The sequence below is a fragment of the Pseudooceanicola sp. DL12 genome (genome assembly GCF_056270665.1).
On record NZ_CM149884.1, the window covers coordinates 1,249,581 to 1,270,268 of the forward strand.

The following is a 20,688-nucleotide window of genomic DNA, read 5'->3' on the forward strand; positions in this document are numbered from 1 at the left end:
GGGCGCTGCCATCAGAACAGATAGCTGATCGAGGTCAGCATCCCGTCGGAATTCAGCAGCTTGATCACCTTGTCGCGGATCTTGAACCCGTCTTCGGTGACGACCAGCGTATAGATCACGTTGGCCGCAAAGACGCGCTGACGGCCGAACTTGTCCTCGATCATGTGCTCGGCACAGCGGATCGTGACGGTCTCGCCATCGGCCTTTTCCACCGTGAAACGCGACAGGGTGCGCACGGTCTGTGCCGGCGGAGCCGAGGAGATCGAGAAGCCAGCCTGGAAGCGGCCGATCCGGTGGCGCCGCATCTTGTCGTCGTCATAGCAGAGGTTCAGCTGGTTGGCATAATCCTCGCCGTCACCGATCGGCATGATGTAGTGGCCGTCGTCCGTCCACAGGTCAAGCCAGGCATCGTAATCCTTGTCGTCCAGCAATGCGCTCTCGGCCCAGATGAACTGGGTTGCGTCCCAGAGCAGCGACTTGGTGTCGATCTTGGTCATCTCGTTCATGCCGACATCATCCTTTTCCACATCTTGTAGGCGGCACGCATGCCGGTTTCGGCCGAGATATGGCCACGCGGACCGTCCACGCCCTCGACCTCGTCGACCATGCCGCGGTTGACCATGATGGGCAGGTCCTCGCCGCCTTCGGTGCCGCGCTGAACCCGTTCCCAGACCTCCGCGTCATCGGGCGAGCCGAAGCCCATCGGGCCCTGGAAGTGCTCGTGCAGACGCATGCGCATCTGGTTGGCGGCCTGCGGCCCCCCTTCCATGCCGAGCGCGATGTGACGGATCTCGGTTTCCTTCACGTTGACCGGGCGCAGCACGCGGAAGAATGACAGCGAGAAGGAGACGTTCGGGAAGAGGTTCAGGTTGAAGCCGGCACCGCCCACGGCGCGCACGATCTTCTTCACCTGGTCTTCCGGATAGCCCTCGTCGCGCAGCTCCTGTGCCAGCGCCTCGAAGCGCTCGGGGATCTTGCGGTCGAGGTCCTCGTCGAGGTCCACGAGCTCGGGCATCATCACCATGACCGAGTGGCCGTTGCCGAGGTCTTCGACATAGCCATCGTCGTCTTCCATGAAGGAGAAGGTCTCGGTCGCCTCGCCGTCCAGCGATTGCAGGAAGGACTTGTGCACGATCGGGAAGTGATAGGCGTCGGTGGTGTTCTCGAGCTGGATCTTCCAGTTCATCGGCACCTTGAACTGATGTTCCCCCAGAACCTTCACCGGGAAACCGCCGCCCTGCTTCATGAACAGGTCGATCCATTTCGTCACCGGGCCGAGGAAGTCGACCAGCGGCTCGATATCCTCGTTGAAGGTCGCAAAGATCATCCCCTGATAGCTCTCGGTGCGCAGCGTCTTCAGGCCGTATTTCGACTTGTCGAAATCATCGCCGTACTGCTCGGGATAGGGCAGGGCACGCAGCGAGCCGTCGAGGCCGTAGCCCCAGCCGTGATAGGGGCACTGGAAGGACGACGTCTTGCCCTTGTGCACCTCGCAGACCGTCGCGGCACGGTGGCGGCAGCGGTTGACCATCACGTGGACATTCTGCTTGCGGTCGCGCACCACGATGACCGGCTCCTTGCCGACATGCGAGAGCTTGAACGACCCCTTGTCGGGCAGCTCGGAGGCATGTGCGACCCAGACCCACGTCTGGTGGAAGATCTTCTCCATCTCTTCGTCGAAGAGCGCGGGATCTTCGTACATCGGGGTTTTCACCCGATCCGTTTCGACCAGGTCGGCCGGGCTGGCGGTATGAGGGCTGTCGAGCGTCATCTGAGCTCCTTTCGTGGCGGTCAGGCTAGTCAAAGGTCGGGCGCGGCGCTGTCACGTCCGATGCATGGCGGGGTGAAGGGCGGACATATGGGTAAAATTTACGGTAAAATTCACATTAATAAACATCCTGTCAATGCCCTTTGCGGTGAACAAGAGATTTCGTCCTTGAGTTCGGCTCGGTGTCTTGGGCCCTTTGCAGCAGCCTCGTCGGCTGCATTAAGGCCTCTGGCGGATGGTGGGTCTGCACCCCTGGGAAGGGGCGGTCTTGTGCTCAGCTGCGCGGGCTTTCTGCCCGGCGGGTTGCTTGTCCCCTTCTTGCCATTTAGGGGAAACTTACTGTAATTATTTCCGACATGCGGCGTGCAGGTTTCTCCTGTTTCCGGTCGATTTGCCCAGAATTGCAGCACCGGGCCGGACGCTTGGCAGCGATTGGAGGCCGGCCGGCCACCGCAGCCCGGCATCGAAATTAAAAACACTATTCACGTGAATATTCCCGATTGACCCGGCGACTCACCTGCCGCACCCTTTTCGGAAAGATGGCCCGCGTGGGGTTAGCGTTCCGCGGGGCCGCCTGATTTCATCCCGAGGACTCCCGACATGACCGATACCGCCAATTCCGATCTTCTTGCGCTCGTGCGCCGCATCGAGGTGCTTGAGGCCGAGGCCGAGATCCGCCGCATCCAGGCGCGCTACATGTTTCTCTGCGATACGCCCCTGCCGGAGTTCGGCGCGAAAGACGACGCGGAGCGGATCGACCTGATCATGGCGCTCTATGCAGAGGACGCGATCTGGGAAGGGGTCGGAGAATACTACGACAACCAGTTCGGCGCCCTGCACGGCGCCCCGGCGATCCGGGCGCATTTTCTGAAGTTCTGGGGAGAGAAGCAGGATCCCGAGCTGATCATGAACTGCCACTACCTGACCTCAGAGCAGATCCACGTGCACGCGGGCGGCATCACGGCAGACGGTCAGTGGGTGCACATGCAGCCCTGGCTTTTCTCGGACGGAAAGGCCCTGCTGCGGTCGTCGCGGCTGAACAACGGGTTCCGCAAGGAGGCTGACGGCAGCTGGAAGATCACGCGTACGCGCACGGAAAATGTCTTCGTGGCGCCACTCCCGGCAACCTGGGCCTCGGACTATCCGTCGAAATCGGTGCTGATGAAGCCCTGACTGTCGCCAGTGCGGGATGGCGCGGCCTGTGTCGGCCACGCCATCCCGGCGCTCTCTCTTCTGCGGCACGAAGAATGCGCCGCTTTCTACCCCATTTCCCCCTGGGCGGCGTGCCGTGGGTCCCATGGCCGGCCGATCTGTCGTCGGGTTCCGGTCGGTTCAGCCCCGCTCCCATCTCCGGCGGCGCAAGGCGTCGTGCGGGCATGGCATCGGGTTGCGTGGTTCCGTCCTCTTGACGATCCCGGCGCAATGCTGAAACGCTGCGGACCTTAATGCGGGATCAGAAAGAAAGACATTTCCCAGTGCGCCAGTTTTCCGATGACATGCGCCAAAAGATCATCGGGATGTCCCCTGAGTTGCCGGCCGGCCAGGAGCCTCTGGTGCGAGGCGCCATGACCCATGTCGTGCTGAGGTTGGTGGCAAGCCTCGGGCACGATGCCGAGGGCCTTGCCCGCAGGCATCAGGTCGATCCCCTCAGCATCCAGAGGCCCTACATCGTTGCGCCGCTCGCAGGCTATCTCGCGCTCTTCGAAGAGGCCGCAGGGCTTGTCGGCAACCCGCTCTTCGGCCTCGACGTAGGTGCGTCCTTCCATCCGATGGATATCGGCACCGCGGGGCAGCTCTTCGGATCGGGGGCGTCGATCTGGCGCGGGCTGCGGCGGATGGTGTTGCATGTGGAATGCGAGCAGGACCAGTCCTGGGCGGCGCTCGAGGATGACGGCGCGCAGGTGACCTTCAGCTACCGGATCATGGACGACAGGCTCTGGCCCCGCCGCCAGGATGCAGAAAGCGTGCTTTTCGACGCCTGCAACGTCATCTGGCTGAGCTATGACCGTGACTGGTGTCCGCTCGAGATCCATTTCGAGCACGCGGCCCCGGCAGAGGACGTGACCCGCGAGCTCGAGCGGCGGTTCCGTGCCCCGGTCCTCTTCGGGCAGCCGGCCAACCGCATCGTCACCACGTCGCTTGCGGCGCATCATGTCTGGCGCAGTGAGGATCCCGAGGCGATTGCCCTGCTCGAAAGGCACATGCGCGATTTCGTCCTGCACCCGGGCGAGCGGTCCGATCTCGTGCGGCGCGTCATCGTCCTCATCGACCGAGAGTTGTCGCGACAGCCCATCACGCTTGATCTGGTCGCGGGAGAACTGGCGCTTTCAACGCGGAGCCTCCAGCGGCGCCTCCGGCAGGACGACGATACTTCGCTCCGCCAGCTGGTGCAGCAACGCAGGATGGCCATTGCGAGACAGGCGCTCGACGACGGTCGCAAGAGCATTGCCGAGATTGCCGAGAGTCTCGGGTATGCAGATGCAACCGCCTTCTGGCGGGCCTATCGAGACTGGACTGGCGCAGCGCCCAGCCTCTCGGCCGGGCGGCGCTCCGAAGCCCTCGGAGAGGGCGCGGACTGACCTGCCCGTTCAGCCCTTCTGGCCGAAGAGGATCTTCTGTTCCTCGGCCGTCCGGGCCGAGTTGCGTTGATCAGAGGCAAGCGCCTTGCCTTTCTGAACCGCCGGACGGCTGCCCACCAGCTCGAGCCAGCGTTGCAGGTGCGGCTTGGAGCTGATGTCCTGCTCCTGGCCTTCCCACAGGCAGGCCCAGGGCCAGATCGCCATGTCCGCGATCGAGTAGAAATCACCGGCGACGTATTCATTGTCGGCCAGCTGGGTGTCGAGCACCCGGTGCAGGCGTCCGACCTCGTTGCGATAGCGGTCCTGGGCGTAGGGCAGCACCTGCGGCGGATCCATCTCGGGGGCATACTTCAGGAAGTGATGCGCCTGGCCCGCCATCGGGCCCAGGCCCCCCATCTGCCACATCAGCCATTGGTCTACGGCAATCCGGTCGCGCTGCGTCGGACCGCAGAACTGCCCGGTCTTGCGCGCCAGGTACTGCAGGATGGCTCCGCTCTCGAAGATCGAGACCGGCGCGCCATCGGGGCCTTCCGGGTCGATGATGGCGGGCATGCGGTTGTTCGGTGAAATCTTCAGGAACTCGGGGTCGAACTGCTCGCCCTTGCCGATGTTCACCAGGTTCAGGTTGTAGGGCAGGCCCATTTCCTCCAGCGCGATGGAGATCTTCCATCCGTTGGGGGTGGGCCAGTAGTAGAGCTCGATGGGGGTGGTCATGATGGGTCTCCTCTGTCGCAGGTCATCATGACGGATTGGCGCCCCGAGGCAAGTGGCCGAGGCGGAGGAGGGGGGCCATGCGCCGTGGCGGCTTGCCCTCTGCGGCGCGCCGCGCCGGGATGCGGGCGATGCGGTCGTGAAGCTCGGCCCCGCCGGGCCCGGTCAGGGCGCGATAGAGAGCAAAGACACCCGGCCTGCGATAGCTCGACCAGTGGCAGACCCGTCGCATCGGTGGCGCCACGGCAAAGCCCGCGCGTTCGAGTGCCGCTAGGTGATCCGGCGCATCAAGGCGCAGCGTCGGCAGCGCCTCGGGCGTGTCCAGCCCGAGGATGCGATCCCCGATGCAGTTCGGCTGCAGCAGGCTTCGCAGGCCCAGTTCATAGGCGCGGTTTTCGCCGCTTGTTACATGCAGCACCCGCGCACGACGACCGGCGGGGCTCGAAAGGGCCGCAAGGGACGGGCCGGCGTAATCTGCGGCAGAAAGCAGGATGACCCGTTGAAGCGTGCCGGCAGGCAGGTGATGCAACGCCTGGAGGATAACCCGCGCACCAAGGGAATGTCCGATCGCGTGCACCTCGCGACGCGGGTCGCAATCCCGCACGAGGCGAAGGACGTGGGCCAGCGCCAGGGCGGCCCGCGCGGCCTCTTCATGCGCTTGCCAGATCGTGCCCCGGGCCGACCATCCGAGCGCGAGGCCCAGCCGTCCAGCCCCGACGCCGAGCTGCCCCGGCCAGGCGCATTCGGGCGTGTCGGGCAGGTCGCCCAGCCGGGCGAGGTCTTCCGGCGCGAAGGTATCCCGGCGGCGCGAGAATATAGTTTCGTGCGGGCAATGCCCTGTGACGCCCGGTGCATAGCGAAAGCCGTGTACCATCACGATCACCGGGCCGTCCTGCGCAAGCAGTCCGGCGATCGCCCGGTCCGGCGGCGCGCCCGTTCCGTGCAGCCGCGCATGCAGGCCGCAGGCATTCACCCTGATCAAGGCCATTTGACAGACCCTTCTGCTCGATCCTGATGCGATGCTAGCGCAGAGGTGCAAAGCAACGGTGAAGAGGGCGTAACGCCGCCGTGACCATGGCGATCCCGCCTTGACCGTCCCGCGATGCGGGTTTAAGCCCGGCCATGTGGCGCTTTGTTACCGGATTGCGGGCCACGTTAAACATTCCGCTAAAGAGGTCGACGTTAGGAAACCCCTTTCGCTTGACCGCGAACGGGGTTTTTTTGTTTGCGCCGGCCGGGACGCGCGGCGCAGGAGGGAATGCAATGAGCGATAACTGGAAACCGCGCACGAAGCTGGTTCATGGGGGCACCCGCCGCAGCCAGTACAACGAGGTCAGCGAGGCGATCTTCCTGACCCAGGGCTTCGTCTACGACAGTGCCGAGCAGGCACAGGCCCGTTTCGAGGAAACCGGCCCGGACGAGTTCATCTATGCCCGCTACGGCAATCCGACCGTGGCGATGTTCGAAGACCGCATCGCGATGCTGGAAGGCACGGAAGATGCCTTTGCGACTGCCTCCGGCATGGCCGCCGTGAATGGCGCGCTGATGTGCCTGTGCAAGGCCGGCGATCATATCGTGGCCTCAAAGGCGCTCTTCGGCTCCTGTCTTTATATCCTCGAGAAGATCCTCGTGCGTTTCGGCGTCGAGCTGACGCTCGTCGACGGCACCGACCTCGATCAGTGGAAGGCCGCGATCCGTCCGGATACGGTGGCCGTCTTCTTCGAATCCACCTCGAACCCCACGCTCGAGGTCATCGACATCAAGGCCGTCGCCGACATTGCCCATGCCAATGGCGCGCTGGTCATCGTCGACAACGTCTTCGCCACGCCGGTCTATTCCCGCGCGGTCGAGCTCGGTGCCGATGTCATCGTCTATTCCGCCACCAAGCACATCGATGGCCAGGGTCGTGCCCTCGGCGGTGTCGTCCTGGGTACGCGCGAATTCATCCGCGAAACCCTGATGCCCTATCTGAAGCATACCGGCGGCGCACTTTCCCCTTTCAATGCCTGGCTCATGCTCAAGGGACTCGAGACGATCGAGCTGCGGGTCAAGGCGCAGACTGCAACTGCAGAGGCCGTGACGGAAGCCCTTATGGGGCACCCGAAGCTGGCCCGCGTGATCTTTCCGGGGCACCCCAGTCACGCCCAGTTCGATCTGGTGCAGTCGCAGACCGGCGGCAAGGGTGGCACCGTCCTGTCGATCGACCTTGCGGGCGGGCAGGAGGCGGCCTTCCGCTTCCTCAACGCGATCAACGTTGGCGTCATCTCGAATAACCTCGGCGATGCCAAGACGATCCTGACCCATCCCGCGACCACCACCCACTCCAGTCTGACCGAGGAACAGCGGGCCGAACTGGGCATCACACCCGGCCTGGTGCGGATTTCGCTCGGCCTCGAGGACACTCAGGACCTGGTCTCCGACATGCTGGCGGCCCTCGAACAGGCCTGACGGCTACGCCCGGCGCGTGCGCTCCTGCCGTGCCGGGTGATTTTCCTTCTTGTTTAATGATCCGTTAGCGATGCTGGCACGTAGCCCTGTCGCGATTGGAAAAACATGATAGTGGCGCCTATATTAAGCAGGCGCCGTTGCACGGCCCGTCTGGTCAGCCATGGCGGACATGAAGGAAGAGGGAGGGGCGGAATGAATATCCACCCACAGCATCTGAAACCGGAAACCGACGAGGCCCGTGCGGCGCTCGAGCTGCTGCGTGACTGGGCCGCCAAGGCCAGCAACGAGGAGATCAACGCCCTCGATCCGGCGGTGGCGCGTCTCTTGCCAGGTCAGGCGGATTATCCCGTCCTGTCAAACACCTATCCCGCCGATTTCACCTCGGACGAAGCCTATCGTGCCACGCTCCCCGACCTTCAGAACGGGCCTGCCAGCCTGATCCGCGGCGCCAAGGCCCAGATTCAGCATGTCGGCATCTCCAACTTCCGCCTGCCTATCCGCTTCCTCCGCCGCGATGGTGGCGAGCTGACGCTGGAAAGTTCGGTCACCGGCACCGTCAGCCTCGAGGCCGAGAAGAAGGGCATCAACATGTCCCGCATCATGCGGAGCTTCTACGGTCATGCCGAGGAATGCTTTTCCTTCGAGGTGATCGAGGCTGCGCTCGACGACTACAAGGCGGACCTGGACAGCCTCGATGCGCGGATCATGATGCGGTTTTCCTACCCGGTTCGGGTCGAGGCCCTGCGCTCCGGCCTCTCCGGCTATCAGTACTACGACATCGCGCTCGAGGTCGTGGATGCCAACGGTGTTCGCAACCGCTTCATGCACCTCGATTACGTCTACTCCTCGACCTGCCCCTGCTCGCTGGAGCTCAGCGAACATGCGCGGCGCACGCGCGGCCAGCTGGCCACGCCACATTCCCAGCGCTCGGTTGCCCGCATCTCGCTGCAGATCCTGCCCGGCGCCTGCCTCTGGTTCGAGGACGTGATCGAGATGGCCCGGGCTGCCGTGCCGACCGAGACCCAGGTCATGGTCAAGCGGGAGGATGAACAGGCCTTCGCCGAGCTCAACGCAGCCAACCCGATATTCGTCGAGGATGCGGCAAGGCTCTTCTGCCAGCAACTGCAGGACGACGACCGCGTCGGCGATTTCCGCGTGGCGGCCAGCCACCAGGAGAGCCTGCACAGTCACGATGCGGTCTCGGTACTGAGCGAAGGGGAGAGCTTCGCGGCGGACAGCCTCGATCCCCGCTTCTTTGCCACGCTGCATCACGCCGGCTGACGGAATGCGCGAGCGCAGGCTCTGCGCTTCGCCGAAAAATAGTGCGGGCCGCCGGTTTTTGCGGCGGCCTCTGGCACCTCCCGAAAATGGGGCTTACACTCCCCGGCAGGCTTGCTAATCTGGCGGCCGACGGAGGGAACGACCATCAACGCCGAGCCGCAAAATCTGCGCCATGCCGCAACGCGACAGCCCCGCGCCAGGGGGGAATTGCACCTGACCGCACGGCCCGGTGCAAAGATCGGCGATCTGCATCAAAGCGGGTCCCTCAAGGCGCTTTTCCCGGCTTCGCGTCATGGCACGCTGAACGCGGTGTTCCTGAACACCGGTGGCGGCGTGACCGGCGGCGACCGCTTCCGGATTTCGGCCGAAGCCCTGCCCGATGCCGCCCTGATGCTCACCTCCCAGGCGGCCGAGCGCCTCTACCGCGCGCAGCCGGCCGAAATGGGGCAGATGGACATTCACCTGAAGGTGGGGCCGGGCGGCCGCCTCGACTGGCTGCCACAGGAAACCATCCTCTTCGACGGCGCCCGCGTGACCCGCAATTTCCACATCGACCTGGCCCCCGGTGCCCGCCTTCTCGCGGTCGAGCCGCTGGTGTCGGGCCGCCTTGCCATGGGCGAGCTGGTGCGCTCGGGCCATCTCTCCGATCGCTGGCGCCTGCGCCGCGACGACCGTCTGGTCTTTGCCGACAATTTCCGCCTGGCCGGTGATATCGAGGCACGGTTGACCCGGTCGGCCGTCACCGGCGGCCATCGTGCCATGGCGGCGCTGCTCTTTGCCGCGCCCGAGGCCGAAGCGCAGCTGCCCCATATCCGCGCCGCGCTTGGCACCCATGGCGGCGCCAGCCTGCTGGCCCCCGATCTTCTTTTCGCCCGGATCACCGCCGAGGATGGCTTCGAGCTGCGCAAGCGTCTCATTCCCGCCATCACGCGCCTCTCCGGGCAGGACATCCCGAAAACCTGGACGCTCTGACATGCAACTGACCCCTCGCGAAAAAGACAAACTCCTGGTGGCCCTGGCGGCCGAGGTGGCCCGCAAGCGGCTCGCCCGCGGCGTCAAGCTGAACCACCCCGAGGCCATCGCCCTGATCACCGATGCGGTGGTCGAAGGCGCCCGCGACGGCCGCACCGTGGCCGAGATGATGCAGGCCGGCGCCCAGGTGATCACGGCCGATCAATGCATGGAGGGCATCCCCGAGATGATCCACGAGGTTCAGGTCGAGGCCACCTTCCCCGATGGCACCAAGCTGGTGACCGTCCACAACCCGATCCGCTGAGGGTCCTCCCTAAATGAAAGGTGCAACGTCATGAGTTTGCTCGAAAAGTTGATGACCCTTCTGGGCCTCGCCCCGCAGGCGGACCTGCAGCCGATCCGCGTGCGTGCCACCCGCCGCCCGCGCCAGCCCTGGGAGAAACGCTGATGATCCCCGGCGAGCTTTTCCCGGCCGAGGGCACGCTGACCCTCAACGACGGTATCGAGGCGATCACCCTGATGGTGGCCAATACCGGCGACCGCCCCGTGCAGGTCGGCAGCCACTACCATTTTGCCGAGGCCAACGAGGCCCTTGATTTCGACCGCGCCGCGGCCACCGGCCTGCGCCTCGACATCGCGGCCGGCACCGCCGTGCGCTTCGAGCCGGGCCAGCGTCGCGAGGTCAACCTGATCCCCATCGGGGGCGACCGTCGCATCTACGGCTTCAATCAAAAGGTCATGGGCGCGCTCTGACGCGCTCGGCCGCAACGACTTTCGCGCGGGCAGCCGCCGGGTGGAGCAACCACCCGCGCGCCCCGCGCTGCTGAACCAAGAGGGACTTCCATGGCCACCACCATTTCGCGCGCCGATTACGCCGCCATGTTCGGCCCCACCGTGGGCGACAAGCTGCGGCTGGCCGATACCGATCTGATCATCGAGGTCGAGCGTGACCTGACCGCCGAACTGGCCGGCCTGGCCGGCGGGGGCAACGGCCCACGCTATGGCGAAGAGGTCAAGTTCGGCGGCGGCAAGGTTATCCGCGACGGCATGGGCCAATCGCAGGCCACCCGCGCCGAGGGCGCGGTCGACACCGTGATCACCAACGCTCTGATCGTCGACTGGACCGGCATCTACAAGGCCGACGTCGGCCTGCGTGACGGCCGCATCCACAAGATCGGCAAGGCCGGCAACCCCGATACCCAGCCCGGCGTCGACATCATCGTCGGCCCCGGCACCGAGGCCATCGCGGGCGAGGGCAAGATCCTCACCGCCGGCGGCATCGACAGCCACATCCATTTCATCGCCCCGCAGCAGATCGAGGATGCGCTGCATTCCGGTCTGACCACGATGATCGGCGGCGGTACGGGCCCCGCACATGGCACGCTGGCCACCACGGTCACCCCCGGCCCCTGGCACATGGCCCGCATGCTGCAGGCCGCCGATGCCTTCCCGATGAACCTGGCCTTCGCCGGCAAGGGCAACGCGTCGCTGCCCGCCGCGCTCGAGGAGCAGATCCGCGGCGGCGCCTCCTGCCTCAAGTTGCATGAGGACTGGGGCACTACGCCCGGCGCCATCGACTGCTGCCTCTCGGTGGCCGATGACTACGACGTGCAGGTGATGATCCACACCGACACGCTGAACGAATCCGGCTTTGTCGAGAATACCGTAAAGGCCATGAAGGGCCGCACGATCCATGCCTTCCACACCGAGGGGGCAGGGGGCGGCCACGCACCGGACATCATCAAGATTTGCGGCGAAGCGCATGTGCTGCCCTCGTCCACCAACCCGACGCGTCCCTTTACCCGCAATACCATCGACGAGCATCTCGATATGCTCATGGTGTGCCACCACCTCGACAAGGCCATCCCCGAAGACGTCGCCTTTGCCGAGAGCCGGATCCGTCGCGAGACCATTGCCGCGGAGGACATCCTGCACGACATGGGTGCCTTCTCGATCATCGCCTCCGACAGCCAGGCCATGGGCCGGGTGGGCGAGGTGCTGATCCGCACCTGGCAAACCGCCGACAAGATGAAGAAGCAGCGTGGCAAGCTGGCCGAGGAAACCGGCGACAACGACAACTTCCGCGTTCGCCGCTATATCGCCAAGTACACGATCAACCCGGCCATCGCCCATGGCCTCTCGCATCAGATCGGCTCGATCGAGGAGGGCAAGCGCGCGGACCTGGTACTCTGGAACCCGGCCTTCTTCGGGGTCAAGCCCGAGATGATCCTGATCGGCGGCACCATTGCCGCGGCGCAGATGGGCGATCCCAATGCCTCGATCCCGACGCCGCAGCCGGTCTATTCGCGCCCGATGTTCGGCGCCTTCGGCAAGTCGGTCGAGAATTCCGCCGTCACCTTCGTCTCTGCCGCCGCGCAGGCCGAGGGGATCCGCGATCGCCTGGGGCTGGGCAAGGAAACCATCGCCGTGCTCAACACCCGCCAGATCGGCAAGAAGGACCTCAAGCTCAACGACGCCATGCCCCACGTCGAGGTGAACCCCGAGACCTACGAGGTGCGCGCCGACGGCGAGCTGCTGACCTGCGAACCGGCAACCGAACTGCCGATGGCGCAACGGTACTTTCTCTTCTGATGCGACCCTTGATGCGGCGGCCCGCTCTTGCCGGCCTGGTCACCTGCCTCGCCGCGCCCGTCGCGGCGCAGGCTTCCTGTCCGGGGCCTGCCGATCTCGCAACCGGCATCGTCGTCACCGACAGCACTTCCGGCGATACGCTCTACCAGGAGGTCTTTCGCGCCTCCGATCCCGCCGTGGTCTCCGTCGAGGGCTATGACGACGGGCGGCTGATCTACTCCGGTCTGCTGGCGCAGGGGTTTTACGACCTGACGTCGGTCGACTTCGAGGATGGCGTGCTCGCCTATGCCACCACCTGGCTGCATGACATGCCCGTGGATGACTTCATCCGCCCGGATGCCCAGGTGACGGGCATGCTGCCCTACCGCGAGAGTCGCGAGGATGGGTCGGAACACGAGGGCACCCTGATGTTCGAGGCCGGCCCCCTGACCGACTATGCGATAGGTGCATGCCACTATCCCGCGGTCGAGATCCGGGCTGCCGACATGGACGCCAGCGGCGCCGTCGAGACGCTTGATCGCTACGTTTACCTGACAAGTCTGGGAATTTCACTCTACCTCGGGTGGACTGATAGCGATAACAACCGTGAAGAATATGACTACGAGGCCATCGCGCCTCTCAAAGAGGCCCTTCCTCTGGGGAAATGAAGCAATGCTGCACCGCGGAAAAAATGCTGTTTCAGTTATGCGTTTGATGCAATGGTGGTCTGCGCACCCCTTTTATCTAAGGGTTTCTGCGTTGCAGCGCACGCATGGCGGTGTTGAAGGATTGGCCGTGGTGGTGGCAAGGGACCTGACTTATTTCTTGGGCATAGGAACGAAACACACACCTGCGCCCCAAGAGGTTCATCATGGCTACCATCACCCACATCCATTCCGCAGCTCCCCGTGCCGAAAAACGCGGCGGCTTCTTCCAGGCCTTCAGCGCCGGGATGATCGCCTACATGGAACGTCGTTCGCGCTCCGACAAAATCGCCGCCCTGCAGGCGAAATCCGATGCAGAGCTGACCAAGCTGGGCATCACCCGGGATCAGATCCCCGCCTACGTCTTCCGCGACCTGTTCTACGTCTGATCGCGTTCCACGGCGCAGGTATCGGGCAGGGGGCGGTCGCATGACCGCCCGCGCCCTCGCCGCCCTGCGTGCAGAAGACCTTGAAAATGTTCCGAACGGCGCCTCCTTCGCCGATCATGTGACACTCGATTACGAAGCGCGGTTCTTTCGCCGCAAGGGCCTGACCACGGATGGCGGTGAACGCATCCTTGCTGATCTGGCCCAGACGATCTCTCTCGATGAGGGCGATGCCCTTCAGCTCGAGGATGGCCGCCTGATCGGCATTCGCGCCGCGCCCGAGCCGCTGCTGCGCGTCACCGGTCGCGATCTCGCCCGGCTGGCCTGGCACATCGGCAATCGTCACACCCCCTGTCAGGTCATGCCCGATCACCTGATCATCCGTCAGGACAAGGTGATTGCAGACATGCTGCGCCACATCGGCGCCACGGTCGAAGGTATCGAGGCCCCCTTCATCCCAGAGGGCGGTGCCTATGGCCACGGCCGCACCCATTCCCACGAACATGGCAAGACCGCGCATGACCACGATCACGCGCCTGCCAAGGATCATGCCCATGATCACGGGCATTCGCATGATCACGACCATGACCATGACCACAGCCATGACCACTCGCACGATCATGGGCATCACCACGATCACGGGCGCAGCCATGATCACTGATCCGGCGCTGACCCTGCACCGCTGGCTCTCGCCCGCCTATCCCGTCGGTGCCTTCGCCTATTCCCACGGGATCGAGGCAGCCGTGGCCGAGGATCGGCTGACCAATGCCGCAGAGACCGCGGACTGGATTAACGACATCCTGGCGCTCGGGGCAGGGCGCAACGATGCGATCCTGCTGGCGGCCGCCTGGCATGCCGAGTCGGAGGATCTGCCTGACCTGGCGGCGCTCGCCTCGGCCCTTGCGCCCTCTTCCAGCCGCCGGCTGGAGACCGAGGCTCAGGGCGCGGCCTTTGCCTCGACCACCGCGCAGGTGCATGGTTTCGACCTGCCGCCGATGCCCTACCCGGTGGTGGTGGGCCGCGCCGCGCGTCTTGCGGATCTGCCGCTGGAACTGACCCTGCGCCTCTATCTTCAGGCCTTCGCCTCCGCGCTGACCTCCGCCGCGATCCGCCTCGTGCCGCTCGGACAGACCGACGGCCAGCGCCTGCTCGAGGCGCTCGATCCCCTCATCGCCGCCCTTGCGCACGAGGCCCTGCCGGGTGATCTGGACGCGCTAGGCAGCTCTGCGCTAACCTCCGACATCTCGGCCATGCGGCAGGAAGACCTGACCACCCGCCTGTTCCGGTCCTGAGAGACATTCGTTCCAGAAGGAGAGACCCTCATGAGCTCACCCCACGGCCCGCTTCGCATCGGCCTCGGCGGTCCCGTCGGCGCCGGCAAGACGGCGCTCACCGCCTCGCTCTGCCGCGCCCTCCGCGATCACCTCTCCGTCGCCGTCGTGACCAACGACATCTACACCAAGGAAGATGCCGAGGCGCTGGTGCGCATGCAGGCGCTGCCCTCCGACCGAATCCGCGGCGTGGAAACCGGCGGCTGCCCGCATACCGCCATCCGCGAGGACGCCTCGATCAACCTGGCGGCCATCGCCGAGCTGAACCGTGACTTCCCGGACCTCGACGTGATCTTCGTGGAATCGGGCGGTGACAACCTCTCCGCCACTTTTTCGCCCGAGCTGGTGGACATGACGGTCTATGTCATCTCCGTCGCCGCGGGCGAGGAGATCCCGCGCAAGGGCGGGCCCGCAGTGACCAAGTCCGACATCCTGGTCATCAACAAGATCGACCTCGCGCCCTATGTCGATGCCGATCTCGGCGTGATGGAGCGTGATGCCAAGATCCAGCGCGGCAGCCGGCCGACGGTCTTCACCAATCTCAAGACGGGGCAGGGGCTCGACCTGGTCCTGGCCCTGATCGAGGAAATCGGCGGCCTTGCCACCACGGTCGCGGCACAGTAACGCTTCCTGATCCGCAGAACGCGGACATGGCCACACATTGCCCTTAACGGGCATCCCCAGGGATACGAACCAGCCGAGATGATCGACTTTCGCCCCATCGGATACGTGATCGGCCTGCTCGTGGCGATCCTCGGCCTCACGATGCTGCCCCCGCTCATCGTCGACCTGGTCGAGGGGCGCGGCCACTGGCCCGCCTTTGCGGAAAGCGCCCTGCTGACCTTTGCCATCGGCGGTCTCACCGCCCTTGCCTGTCAGAACTCCGCCAAGGACGGGCTGACCCTTCAGCAGACATTCCTGCTGACCACCGGCGTCTGGCTGCTCCTGCCGGTCTTCGGCGCGCTGCCCTTCATCCTGGGCGCCACCGATGCCAGCTTCATCGATGCCTATTTCGAGGCCATGTCCGGCGTCACCACCACGGGTTCCACCGTCTTTACAGGGCTGGACGAGCTGCCGCGCGGGCTGCTGCTCTGGCGTGGCATCCTGCAGTGGCTCGGCGGCATCGGGATCATCGTCGTGGCCATGGTTTTCCTGCCAGAGCTGCGGGTGGGCGGCATGCAGATGTTCCGCTCCGAGGCCTTCGAGACCATGGGCAAGATCCTGCCCCGCGCCACCACCATCGCCGGTCAGATCTCGGTGATCTACGTCGGCCTTACCGTGGCCTGCATGCTCACCTATCTCGTCCTCGGCATGGATGCCTTCGATGCCACCGTTCACGCGCTCACCACCACCTCCACCGGTGGTTTCTCTACCCGCGATGCCAGCTTCGGCGCATTTTCCGGCCCGATGGAATATGCGGCCACGCTCTTCATGGTGCTCGCGGCGTTGCCCTTCGTGCGCTACGTCCAGCTGATCAACGGCAACCGCACCGCCATCCTGCGCGACAGCCAGGTGCGCGGTTTCCTCGGGACCATCGCCGTGCTGGTGCTGATCTGCTCCGTCACCCTGCTGCACATCTTTCCCCATCACTGGGAACAGGCCCTGCGCGAGAGCCTCTTCAACATCGTCTCGATCATCTCCGGCACCGGTTTCGCCTCGGTGGACTACATGGCCTGGGGCTCCTTCCTGATCGTGATCTTCTTCTTCACCGGGCTGATCGGCGGCTGCGCCGGCTCCACCGCCTGCTCGGTCAAGATCTTCCGCTACCAGATCCTGCTGGCCTCGATCCGCGCCTCGATCAAGCGCGTGCACTCGCCGCACGGGGTTTTCTCTCCCCGCTACGAGGGCCGCCCCCTCGAAGTCGAGGTGATGAGTTCGGTCATGTCCTTCTTCGTCTTCTTCACCGTCACTCTCGGGATCTTCACCGTGTTGCTGGCGATGACCGGGCTCGATTTCGTCACTGCCCTGTCGGGGGCGGCCACCGCCATCGCCAATATCGGCCCCGGCCTTGGCGAGATCATCGGCCCGGCGGGCAATTTCGCGCCCCTCAACGACCTGGCAAAATGGCTTCTCTGTGCCGCCATGCTGATCGGCCGCCTCGAACTCATGGTCGTCTACGCCATGCTCACCGTGCGGTTCTGGCGCGGCTGAACGGCCCGGTGTGCCGAATTCCCGGGTCCTCAGGCGATTTCAGTTGAGCAGAATCACCTTTTCGAGGTTTAATTGTCCATAACGCCCGGCAACGGAGCCGAGGCGCCTCTCCCGATGATTGGGATTTCCGTGAGCACAGCTGCTCGATCGCCTGCCGTCATGGCAGGGCGTTCAGCGGCTTTTTGCGTTTTTCCAGCCCCGAGAGGTGCCCCGATGAAGACCTTCCCGATGTTCCTGACCATGGCCGGCCGCCGCGTGGTGATCTGCGGCGCCGGCGCCGAGGCCGCCCGCAAGACCCGCCTGGTTCTCAAGACCGAGGCGCAGATCGTGATCCTCGGCCGCGATCTCGATCCGGAACTGGCGGGTCTCGTCGCGGCCGGACGGGCCCTTCAGGCCGAGGAGGCCGGCGCCGATCTCTTCGACAATTGCGCGCTGACCTTCATCGCCACCGGCGACGACGCACAGGACGAGGCCCTGGCTGCCCGGGCCCGCGCCGCCGGTGCCGTGGTCAACGTCGTCGACCGGCCAGAGCTCTGCGATGCCTTCACCCCCTCGATCGTCGACCGTGATCCGGTCGTCGTGGCCATCGGAACCGAGGGCAACGCCCCGGTCCTCGGCCGTGCAATCAAGACCGAGATCGAGACCATGCTGCATCCCCGTCTCGGCAGCTTCGTCGCGCTGGCCGGGCGTCTGCGTGATGCCGTGGCCGCCGCCGTGCCGCCCGCGAGGCGCCGCGCCTTCTGGGAATGGGTCTTTACCGGCCCGGCCTTCGCCCGCCACCGTCAGGGCGATGAACATGCCGCCGCCGACATGCTCAAGGCCGCGATTGCCGAGGCCGGGGCAGGGGCGCCGCAGATCACGGGGCACATCGCCCTGGTCGGTGCCGGTCCGGGCGCGCGCGACCTGCTCACCCTGCGGGCGGTCCGCCGCCTGCAGGAGGCCGACGTGATCTTCTATGACCGTCTCGTCGATCCCGAGGTGCTGGAACTGGCCCGCCGCGATGCCGACCGCGTCTATGTGGGCAAGGAGGTCGGCGCCCATGCCTGGCCTCAGGATCGCATCGATGCCCTGATCGTGGCCGAGGCCGCCCGTGGCCGCCGCGTGGTACGGCTGAAATCCGGCGATCCCTCCATCTTCGGCCGCGCCGCCGAGGAGATCGCCGCCGCCCGTGCCGCCGGCATCGAGGTCGAGATCGTGCCGGGCATCACCGCCGCCTCTGCCGCCGCCGCCAGCCTGCAACGCCCGCTGACCGAGCGCGGCGAATGCGACACGCTCGTCATTACCACCGGCACCTCCCGCTCCGGCGATACCGACCCGGAGCGCACCATGCTCGCCCGTCCCGGCACCGCCACGGCCTTCTACATGGCGGTCGAGCGGGCAGGGCAGGTCCAGGCCGACCTGCTGGCCGCCGGGGTGCCGCCGCAATGCGCCGTTGACGTGGTGGCCCATGCCTCCACCCCGAGCGAACGCTGCCTGTCGCTCTCGCTCGGCACGCTGGCCTCCGGTCTGGCCGAGGCCGGCATCTGCAGCCCGGCCATTCTGCTCCTGCGCTATCCCAAGGCCACTTCTGCAGGTCGAATTCCGCAATCCGATCAGGCACGGGTGGCCTGATCGCGCATTGGCTCGCCCGGCTGCGCCGCCCTCTTCCCCTTGCCAGTTTCCAAATTTCCCCGACGCTCGGGATACCGGCCCGGCGGAAGGGGGGATCCGCGTCACTCCCCCCGCTGCGGTCGGATCGATCCGGCCCGATACTCGAAGGGCCATCCCCGGGATGCGGGAATGGCCCTTCTCGTTTCGTCCGCCTCTCGGCCGCGAAGGCTCAGTTCCAGCAGCTGACCAGAACCGTCATGTCGCCGGCCTGACGCTCCAGCTTCTCCGGAGAGATCGCCGTGCCGTCGGTGGTGCTGGCCCGCACGGGCACGCCGGCCGCGCTCAGCAGGTCGGCCAGACGCTTGCGGTCCACTGCAAAGGCCACGTCGTCGGGCAGCTGCCTGTCGCCCGAGGGGGCCGCCTGCAGCAGGCCGATCACCGCGCCGCTGTTGTCGAAGACCGGGCCGCCGGCATCGCCGGGCAGGGTGCTGATTTCAAGGCGGTCCACGCCGTCCTCGCCGTTCAGCCCACGCACGTCGGCAAGCGTGCCATAGGTCAGGCTCGGCGCGCTCAGCAGCCCGCCATAGGAATAGCCGGCCACGGCAATCTCGGAGGCGATCCGCGGCGTCGCGGTGGCCAGGCGCGCGATGGCGCGGGGTGCCAGCCGCTGCTTGGGCTTCACCAGCGCCAGTCCCGTGGTGCGGTCGATCCCCACCACCTCGGCGGGGTAGTCCTCGGCCAGGGTCACGCTGCCGCACCCGTCCACAGCCTCGGCAACGGTCAGGACGGTGCCTGCCTCGTTGACGAATATTCCGGTGCGCGACAGCTCCGGCTTGCGCACCCGCAGGCCGGACACAAGGTCGACGTGCTGGTCGCTGTCCACGCCGGCACTGTCGGGCAGCACGCCGGGGATCCGGGCAAAGCTCGCCTTCATGGTCTCCAGCAGGCGCGTGCGGCGGTCCTCGTCTCCGGTCGGCCAGACCAGGGTAAAGCCCTTGATCTGCCCGTCCTGCAGCGCCGCCTGGGTATAGCTGACGATCTTGTCGTTGCGGCCTTCGATGGTGAAGCTGTCGCCCGATTGCTGGCGGTCGCCGTCCTCGGGTATGATGGCCAGGGTCTGCATGATCTCGTAGAGCCCCGACAGCGTCGACCGGTCACCGGATTGCGAGATCAGGATCACCCGCGCCGGCAGGGCCTTGGCGTCGGTGGGCTTGTAGAGCGCAAAGGGCGCCTCGTAGCGGTCGAAGGTCACCGCCGCCTTCGGCATATCCATCCGGATTCCGGCGCGATCGTCCGCGAGCGGCTGCACGTCCAGATCCTTGAGCACGGCATTGTACTGGCCCACCAGTTCCGCGCGCTGCTGCGTGGTCAGGATGCCGCTCGGCTCATAGCCGTGCGCGCTCTGCCAGGCGGCCATGGAATTGCGGGTGCCACGGCCAAAGGCGCCGTCGATCGAGCCGTTGTAAAAGCCCGCCCATTTCAGCGCCACCTGCAGCAGGTCTCGCTGTTCGCGGCTCAGCAGCTGCTCGCTCAGGCGCGCCTCTGCCGGGGTTTCATCGGGCAGCTGCGACTGGAACGCCTGCTGGCCGGCGCCGGCAGCGGGCTCGCCTGGGGCGGTGCCGTCGGTCGCCTCTGGCAGGGGGGTCGTCTCGACCTGCCGCTGCTGGGCGCCCACCGGCCAGAATTGCCGGGTAAAGGTGCTGGGGAAGGTCACGTAGCTGTCGCCGGGGATCGAGCCCTGGCTGCGCAGGCTGCGCATCGCCCGAATGGCCTGGTCGCTGGTGTCATAGGGCCCGAGGACGATGGCGTAATACCCGCTCGTCAACTCGTAGCCCTGAACATCCCTAAGGTAGTTGCTGTAGCGGCGGATGGATTGCTGGGCCTCGTCCAGCGTCGGTTGCGCCTCGATCTGCACGTATGTCGTTCCCGGCGCCGCCTGCGCCTGCGCCTCGGACGGCACCACACCTGCGCCGATCACCAGAGTGAAAACCAGCGTCACCAAATAACGGATCATGATAGAAATTGCCTCTTGCCGTGCTCTCTCGGGGTTCGCACCGGCGTCTGCGGGCCGGTTTCCTCCGATTTGTAACAAATTCGCCGGTCCATGCACTCAAATAATGGTCTCACGCCACATTGACGCTGCTTGGCCCCCCCCGTAGTTAAGCGGCTGACGGTTCGCCGCAACGAAGGGGCCCC

20 protein-coding genes and 1 riboswitch are annotated in these 20,688 nt (G+C 65.5%); of the genes, 15 read left to right on the plus strand and 5 right to left on the minus strand.

Features of this window, described 5'->3' with window-relative positions:
- Positions 1-11: 11 nt before the first annotated feature.
- Positions 12-506, minus strand: coding sequence for an aromatic-ring-hydroxylating dioxygenase subunit beta (locus AC0WR5_RS05805; protein WP_475867606.1), 495 nt, complete (start codon positions 504-506; stop codon positions 12-14).
- A complete protein-coding gene (locus AC0WR5_RS05810) occupies positions 503-1,771 on the minus strand; it encodes an aromatic ring-hydroxylating oxygenase subunit alpha (RefSeq protein ID WP_475867607.1) in 1,269 nt (422 codons plus the stop codon). Before AC0WR5_RS05810 ends, AC0WR5_RS05805 begins: the two co-directional genes overlap by 4 nt.
- A gap of 597 nt (positions 1,772-2,368) precedes the next feature.
- On the opposite strand from AC0WR5_RS05810, the gene AC0WR5_RS05815 reads away from it, so the two are divergent.
- Both AC0WR5_RS05815 and AC0WR5_RS05820 read left to right on the plus strand, forming a co-directional pair.
- Positions 2,369-2,941, plus strand: coding sequence for a nuclear transport factor 2 family protein (locus AC0WR5_RS05815; RefSeq protein WP_475867608.1), 573 nt, complete (start codon positions 2,369-2,371; stop codon positions 2,939-2,941).
- 302 nt (positions 2,942-3,243) lie between these two features.
- Positions 3,244-4,347 carry an AraC family transcriptional regulator gene (locus AC0WR5_RS05820; RefSeq protein ID WP_475867609.1) on the plus strand — a complete coding sequence of 368 codons (1,104 nt, stop codon included), beginning with the start codon at positions 3,244-3,246 and terminating at the stop codon, positions 4,345-4,347.
- 9 nt (positions 4,348-4,356) lie between these two features.
- Here the strand turns inward: AC0WR5_RS05820 and AC0WR5_RS05825 are convergent, their stop codons facing one another.
- Positions 4,357-5,061, minus strand: a complete 705-nt coding sequence (locus AC0WR5_RS05825; protein ID WP_475867610.1) for a glutathione S-transferase N-terminal domain-containing protein — start codon at positions 5,059-5,061, stop codon at positions 4,357-4,359.
- Between the two features lie 25 nt (positions 5,062-5,086).
- Positions 5,087-6,046, minus strand: a complete 960-nt coding sequence (locus AC0WR5_RS05830) for an alpha/beta hydrolase (protein WP_475867611.1) — start codon at positions 6,044-6,046, stop codon at positions 5,087-5,089.
- Between the two features lie 126 nt (positions 6,047-6,172).
- Positions 6,173-6,250, plus strand: a riboswitch (SAM riboswitch).
- A gap of 71 nt (positions 6,251-6,321) precedes the next feature.
- On the opposite strand from AC0WR5_RS05830, the gene metZ reads away from it, so the two are divergent.
- The 13 genes from metZ to cysG all read left to right on the plus strand — a co-directional run bounded on the left by metZ (position 6,322) and on the right by cysG (position 18,513).
- The gene (gene metZ / locus AC0WR5_RS05835) at positions 6,322-7,506 is read left to right on the plus strand and encodes an O-succinylhomoserine sulfhydrylase (RefSeq protein ID WP_475867612.1); all 1,185 of its coding nucleotides are present in this window, start codon (positions 6,322-6,324) and stop codon (positions 7,504-7,506) included.
- A 192-nt stretch (positions 7,507-7,698) separates the two neighbouring features.
- A complete protein-coding gene (gene folE2 / locus AC0WR5_RS05840; protein ID WP_475867613.1) occupies positions 7,699-8,787 on the plus strand; it encodes a GTP cyclohydrolase FolE2 in 1,089 nt (362 codons plus the stop codon).
- 207 nt (positions 8,788-8,994) lie between these two features.
- Positions 8,995-9,759: an urease accessory protein UreD gene (locus AC0WR5_RS05845; protein WP_475867614.1), complete on the plus strand. Its 765-nt coding sequence runs from the start codon at positions 8,995-8,997 to the stop codon at positions 9,757-9,759.
- Position 9,760: 1 nt separating this feature from the next.
- Positions 9,761-10,063 (plus strand): urease subunit gamma, encoded by a 303-nt coding sequence (locus AC0WR5_RS05850; RefSeq protein ID WP_475867615.1) that lies wholly within the window; start codon positions 9,761-9,763, stop codon positions 10,061-10,063.
- 143 nt (positions 10,064-10,206) lie between these two features.
- Entirely contained in the window at positions 10,207-10,512 is a 306-nt protein-coding gene (locus AC0WR5_RS05855) for an urease subunit beta (protein ID WP_475867616.1), read from the plus strand.
- Positions 10,513-10,602: 90 nt separating this feature from the next.
- Positions 10,603-12,351 (plus strand): urease subunit alpha, encoded by a 1,749-nt coding sequence (gene ureC / locus AC0WR5_RS05860; RefSeq protein WP_475867617.1) that lies wholly within the window; start codon positions 10,603-10,605, stop codon positions 12,349-12,351.
- Positions 12,352-12,362: 11 nt separating this feature from the next.
- On the plus strand, positions 12,363-12,998 hold the full coding sequence (locus AC0WR5_RS05865; protein ID WP_475867618.1) for a hypothetical protein: 636 nt from the start codon (positions 12,363-12,365) through the stop codon (positions 12,996-12,998).
- Between the two features lie 203 nt (positions 12,999-13,201).
- Complete coding sequence (locus tag AC0WR5_RS05870) at positions 13,202-13,423, plus strand: hypothetical protein (protein WP_475867619.1); 222 nt, start codon at positions 13,202-13,204, stop codon at positions 13,421-13,423.
- Positions 13,424-13,463: 40 nt separating this feature from the next.
- Complete coding sequence (locus tag AC0WR5_RS05875) at positions 13,464-14,081, plus strand: urease accessory protein UreE (RefSeq protein WP_475867620.1); 618 nt, start codon at positions 13,464-13,466, stop codon at positions 14,079-14,081.
- Positions 14,074-14,712 carry an urease accessory protein UreF gene (locus AC0WR5_RS05880; RefSeq protein ID WP_475868908.1) on the plus strand — a complete coding sequence of 213 codons (639 nt, stop codon included), beginning with the start codon at positions 14,074-14,076 and terminating at the stop codon, positions 14,710-14,712. Before AC0WR5_RS05875 ends, AC0WR5_RS05880 begins: the two co-directional genes overlap by 8 nt.
- Before the next feature lie 30 nt (positions 14,713-14,742).
- Positions 14,743-15,375, plus strand: a complete 633-nt coding sequence (gene ureG, locus AC0WR5_RS05885) for an urease accessory protein UreG (protein ID WP_475867621.1) — start codon at positions 14,743-14,745, stop codon at positions 15,373-15,375.
- Positions 15,376-15,453: 78 nt separating this feature from the next.
- Positions 15,454-16,902, plus strand: a complete 1,449-nt coding sequence (locus tag AC0WR5_RS05890) for a TrkH family potassium uptake protein (protein ID WP_475867622.1) — start codon at positions 15,454-15,456, stop codon at positions 16,900-16,902.
- Between the two features lie 213 nt (positions 16,903-17,115).
- Positions 17,116-18,513 carry a siroheme synthase CysG gene (gene cysG, locus AC0WR5_RS05895; RefSeq protein ID WP_475867623.1) on the plus strand — a complete coding sequence of 466 codons (1,398 nt, stop codon included), beginning with the start codon at positions 17,116-17,118 and terminating at the stop codon, positions 18,511-18,513.
- 208 nt (positions 18,514-18,721) lie between these two features.
- Here cysG and AC0WR5_RS05900 read toward each other — a convergent pair whose 3' ends face one another.
- Entirely contained in the window at positions 18,722-20,506 is a 1,785-nt protein-coding gene (locus tag AC0WR5_RS05900) for a serine protease (RefSeq protein ID WP_475867624.1), read from the minus strand.
- Between the last annotated feature and the right edge of the window lie 182 nt (positions 20,507-20,688).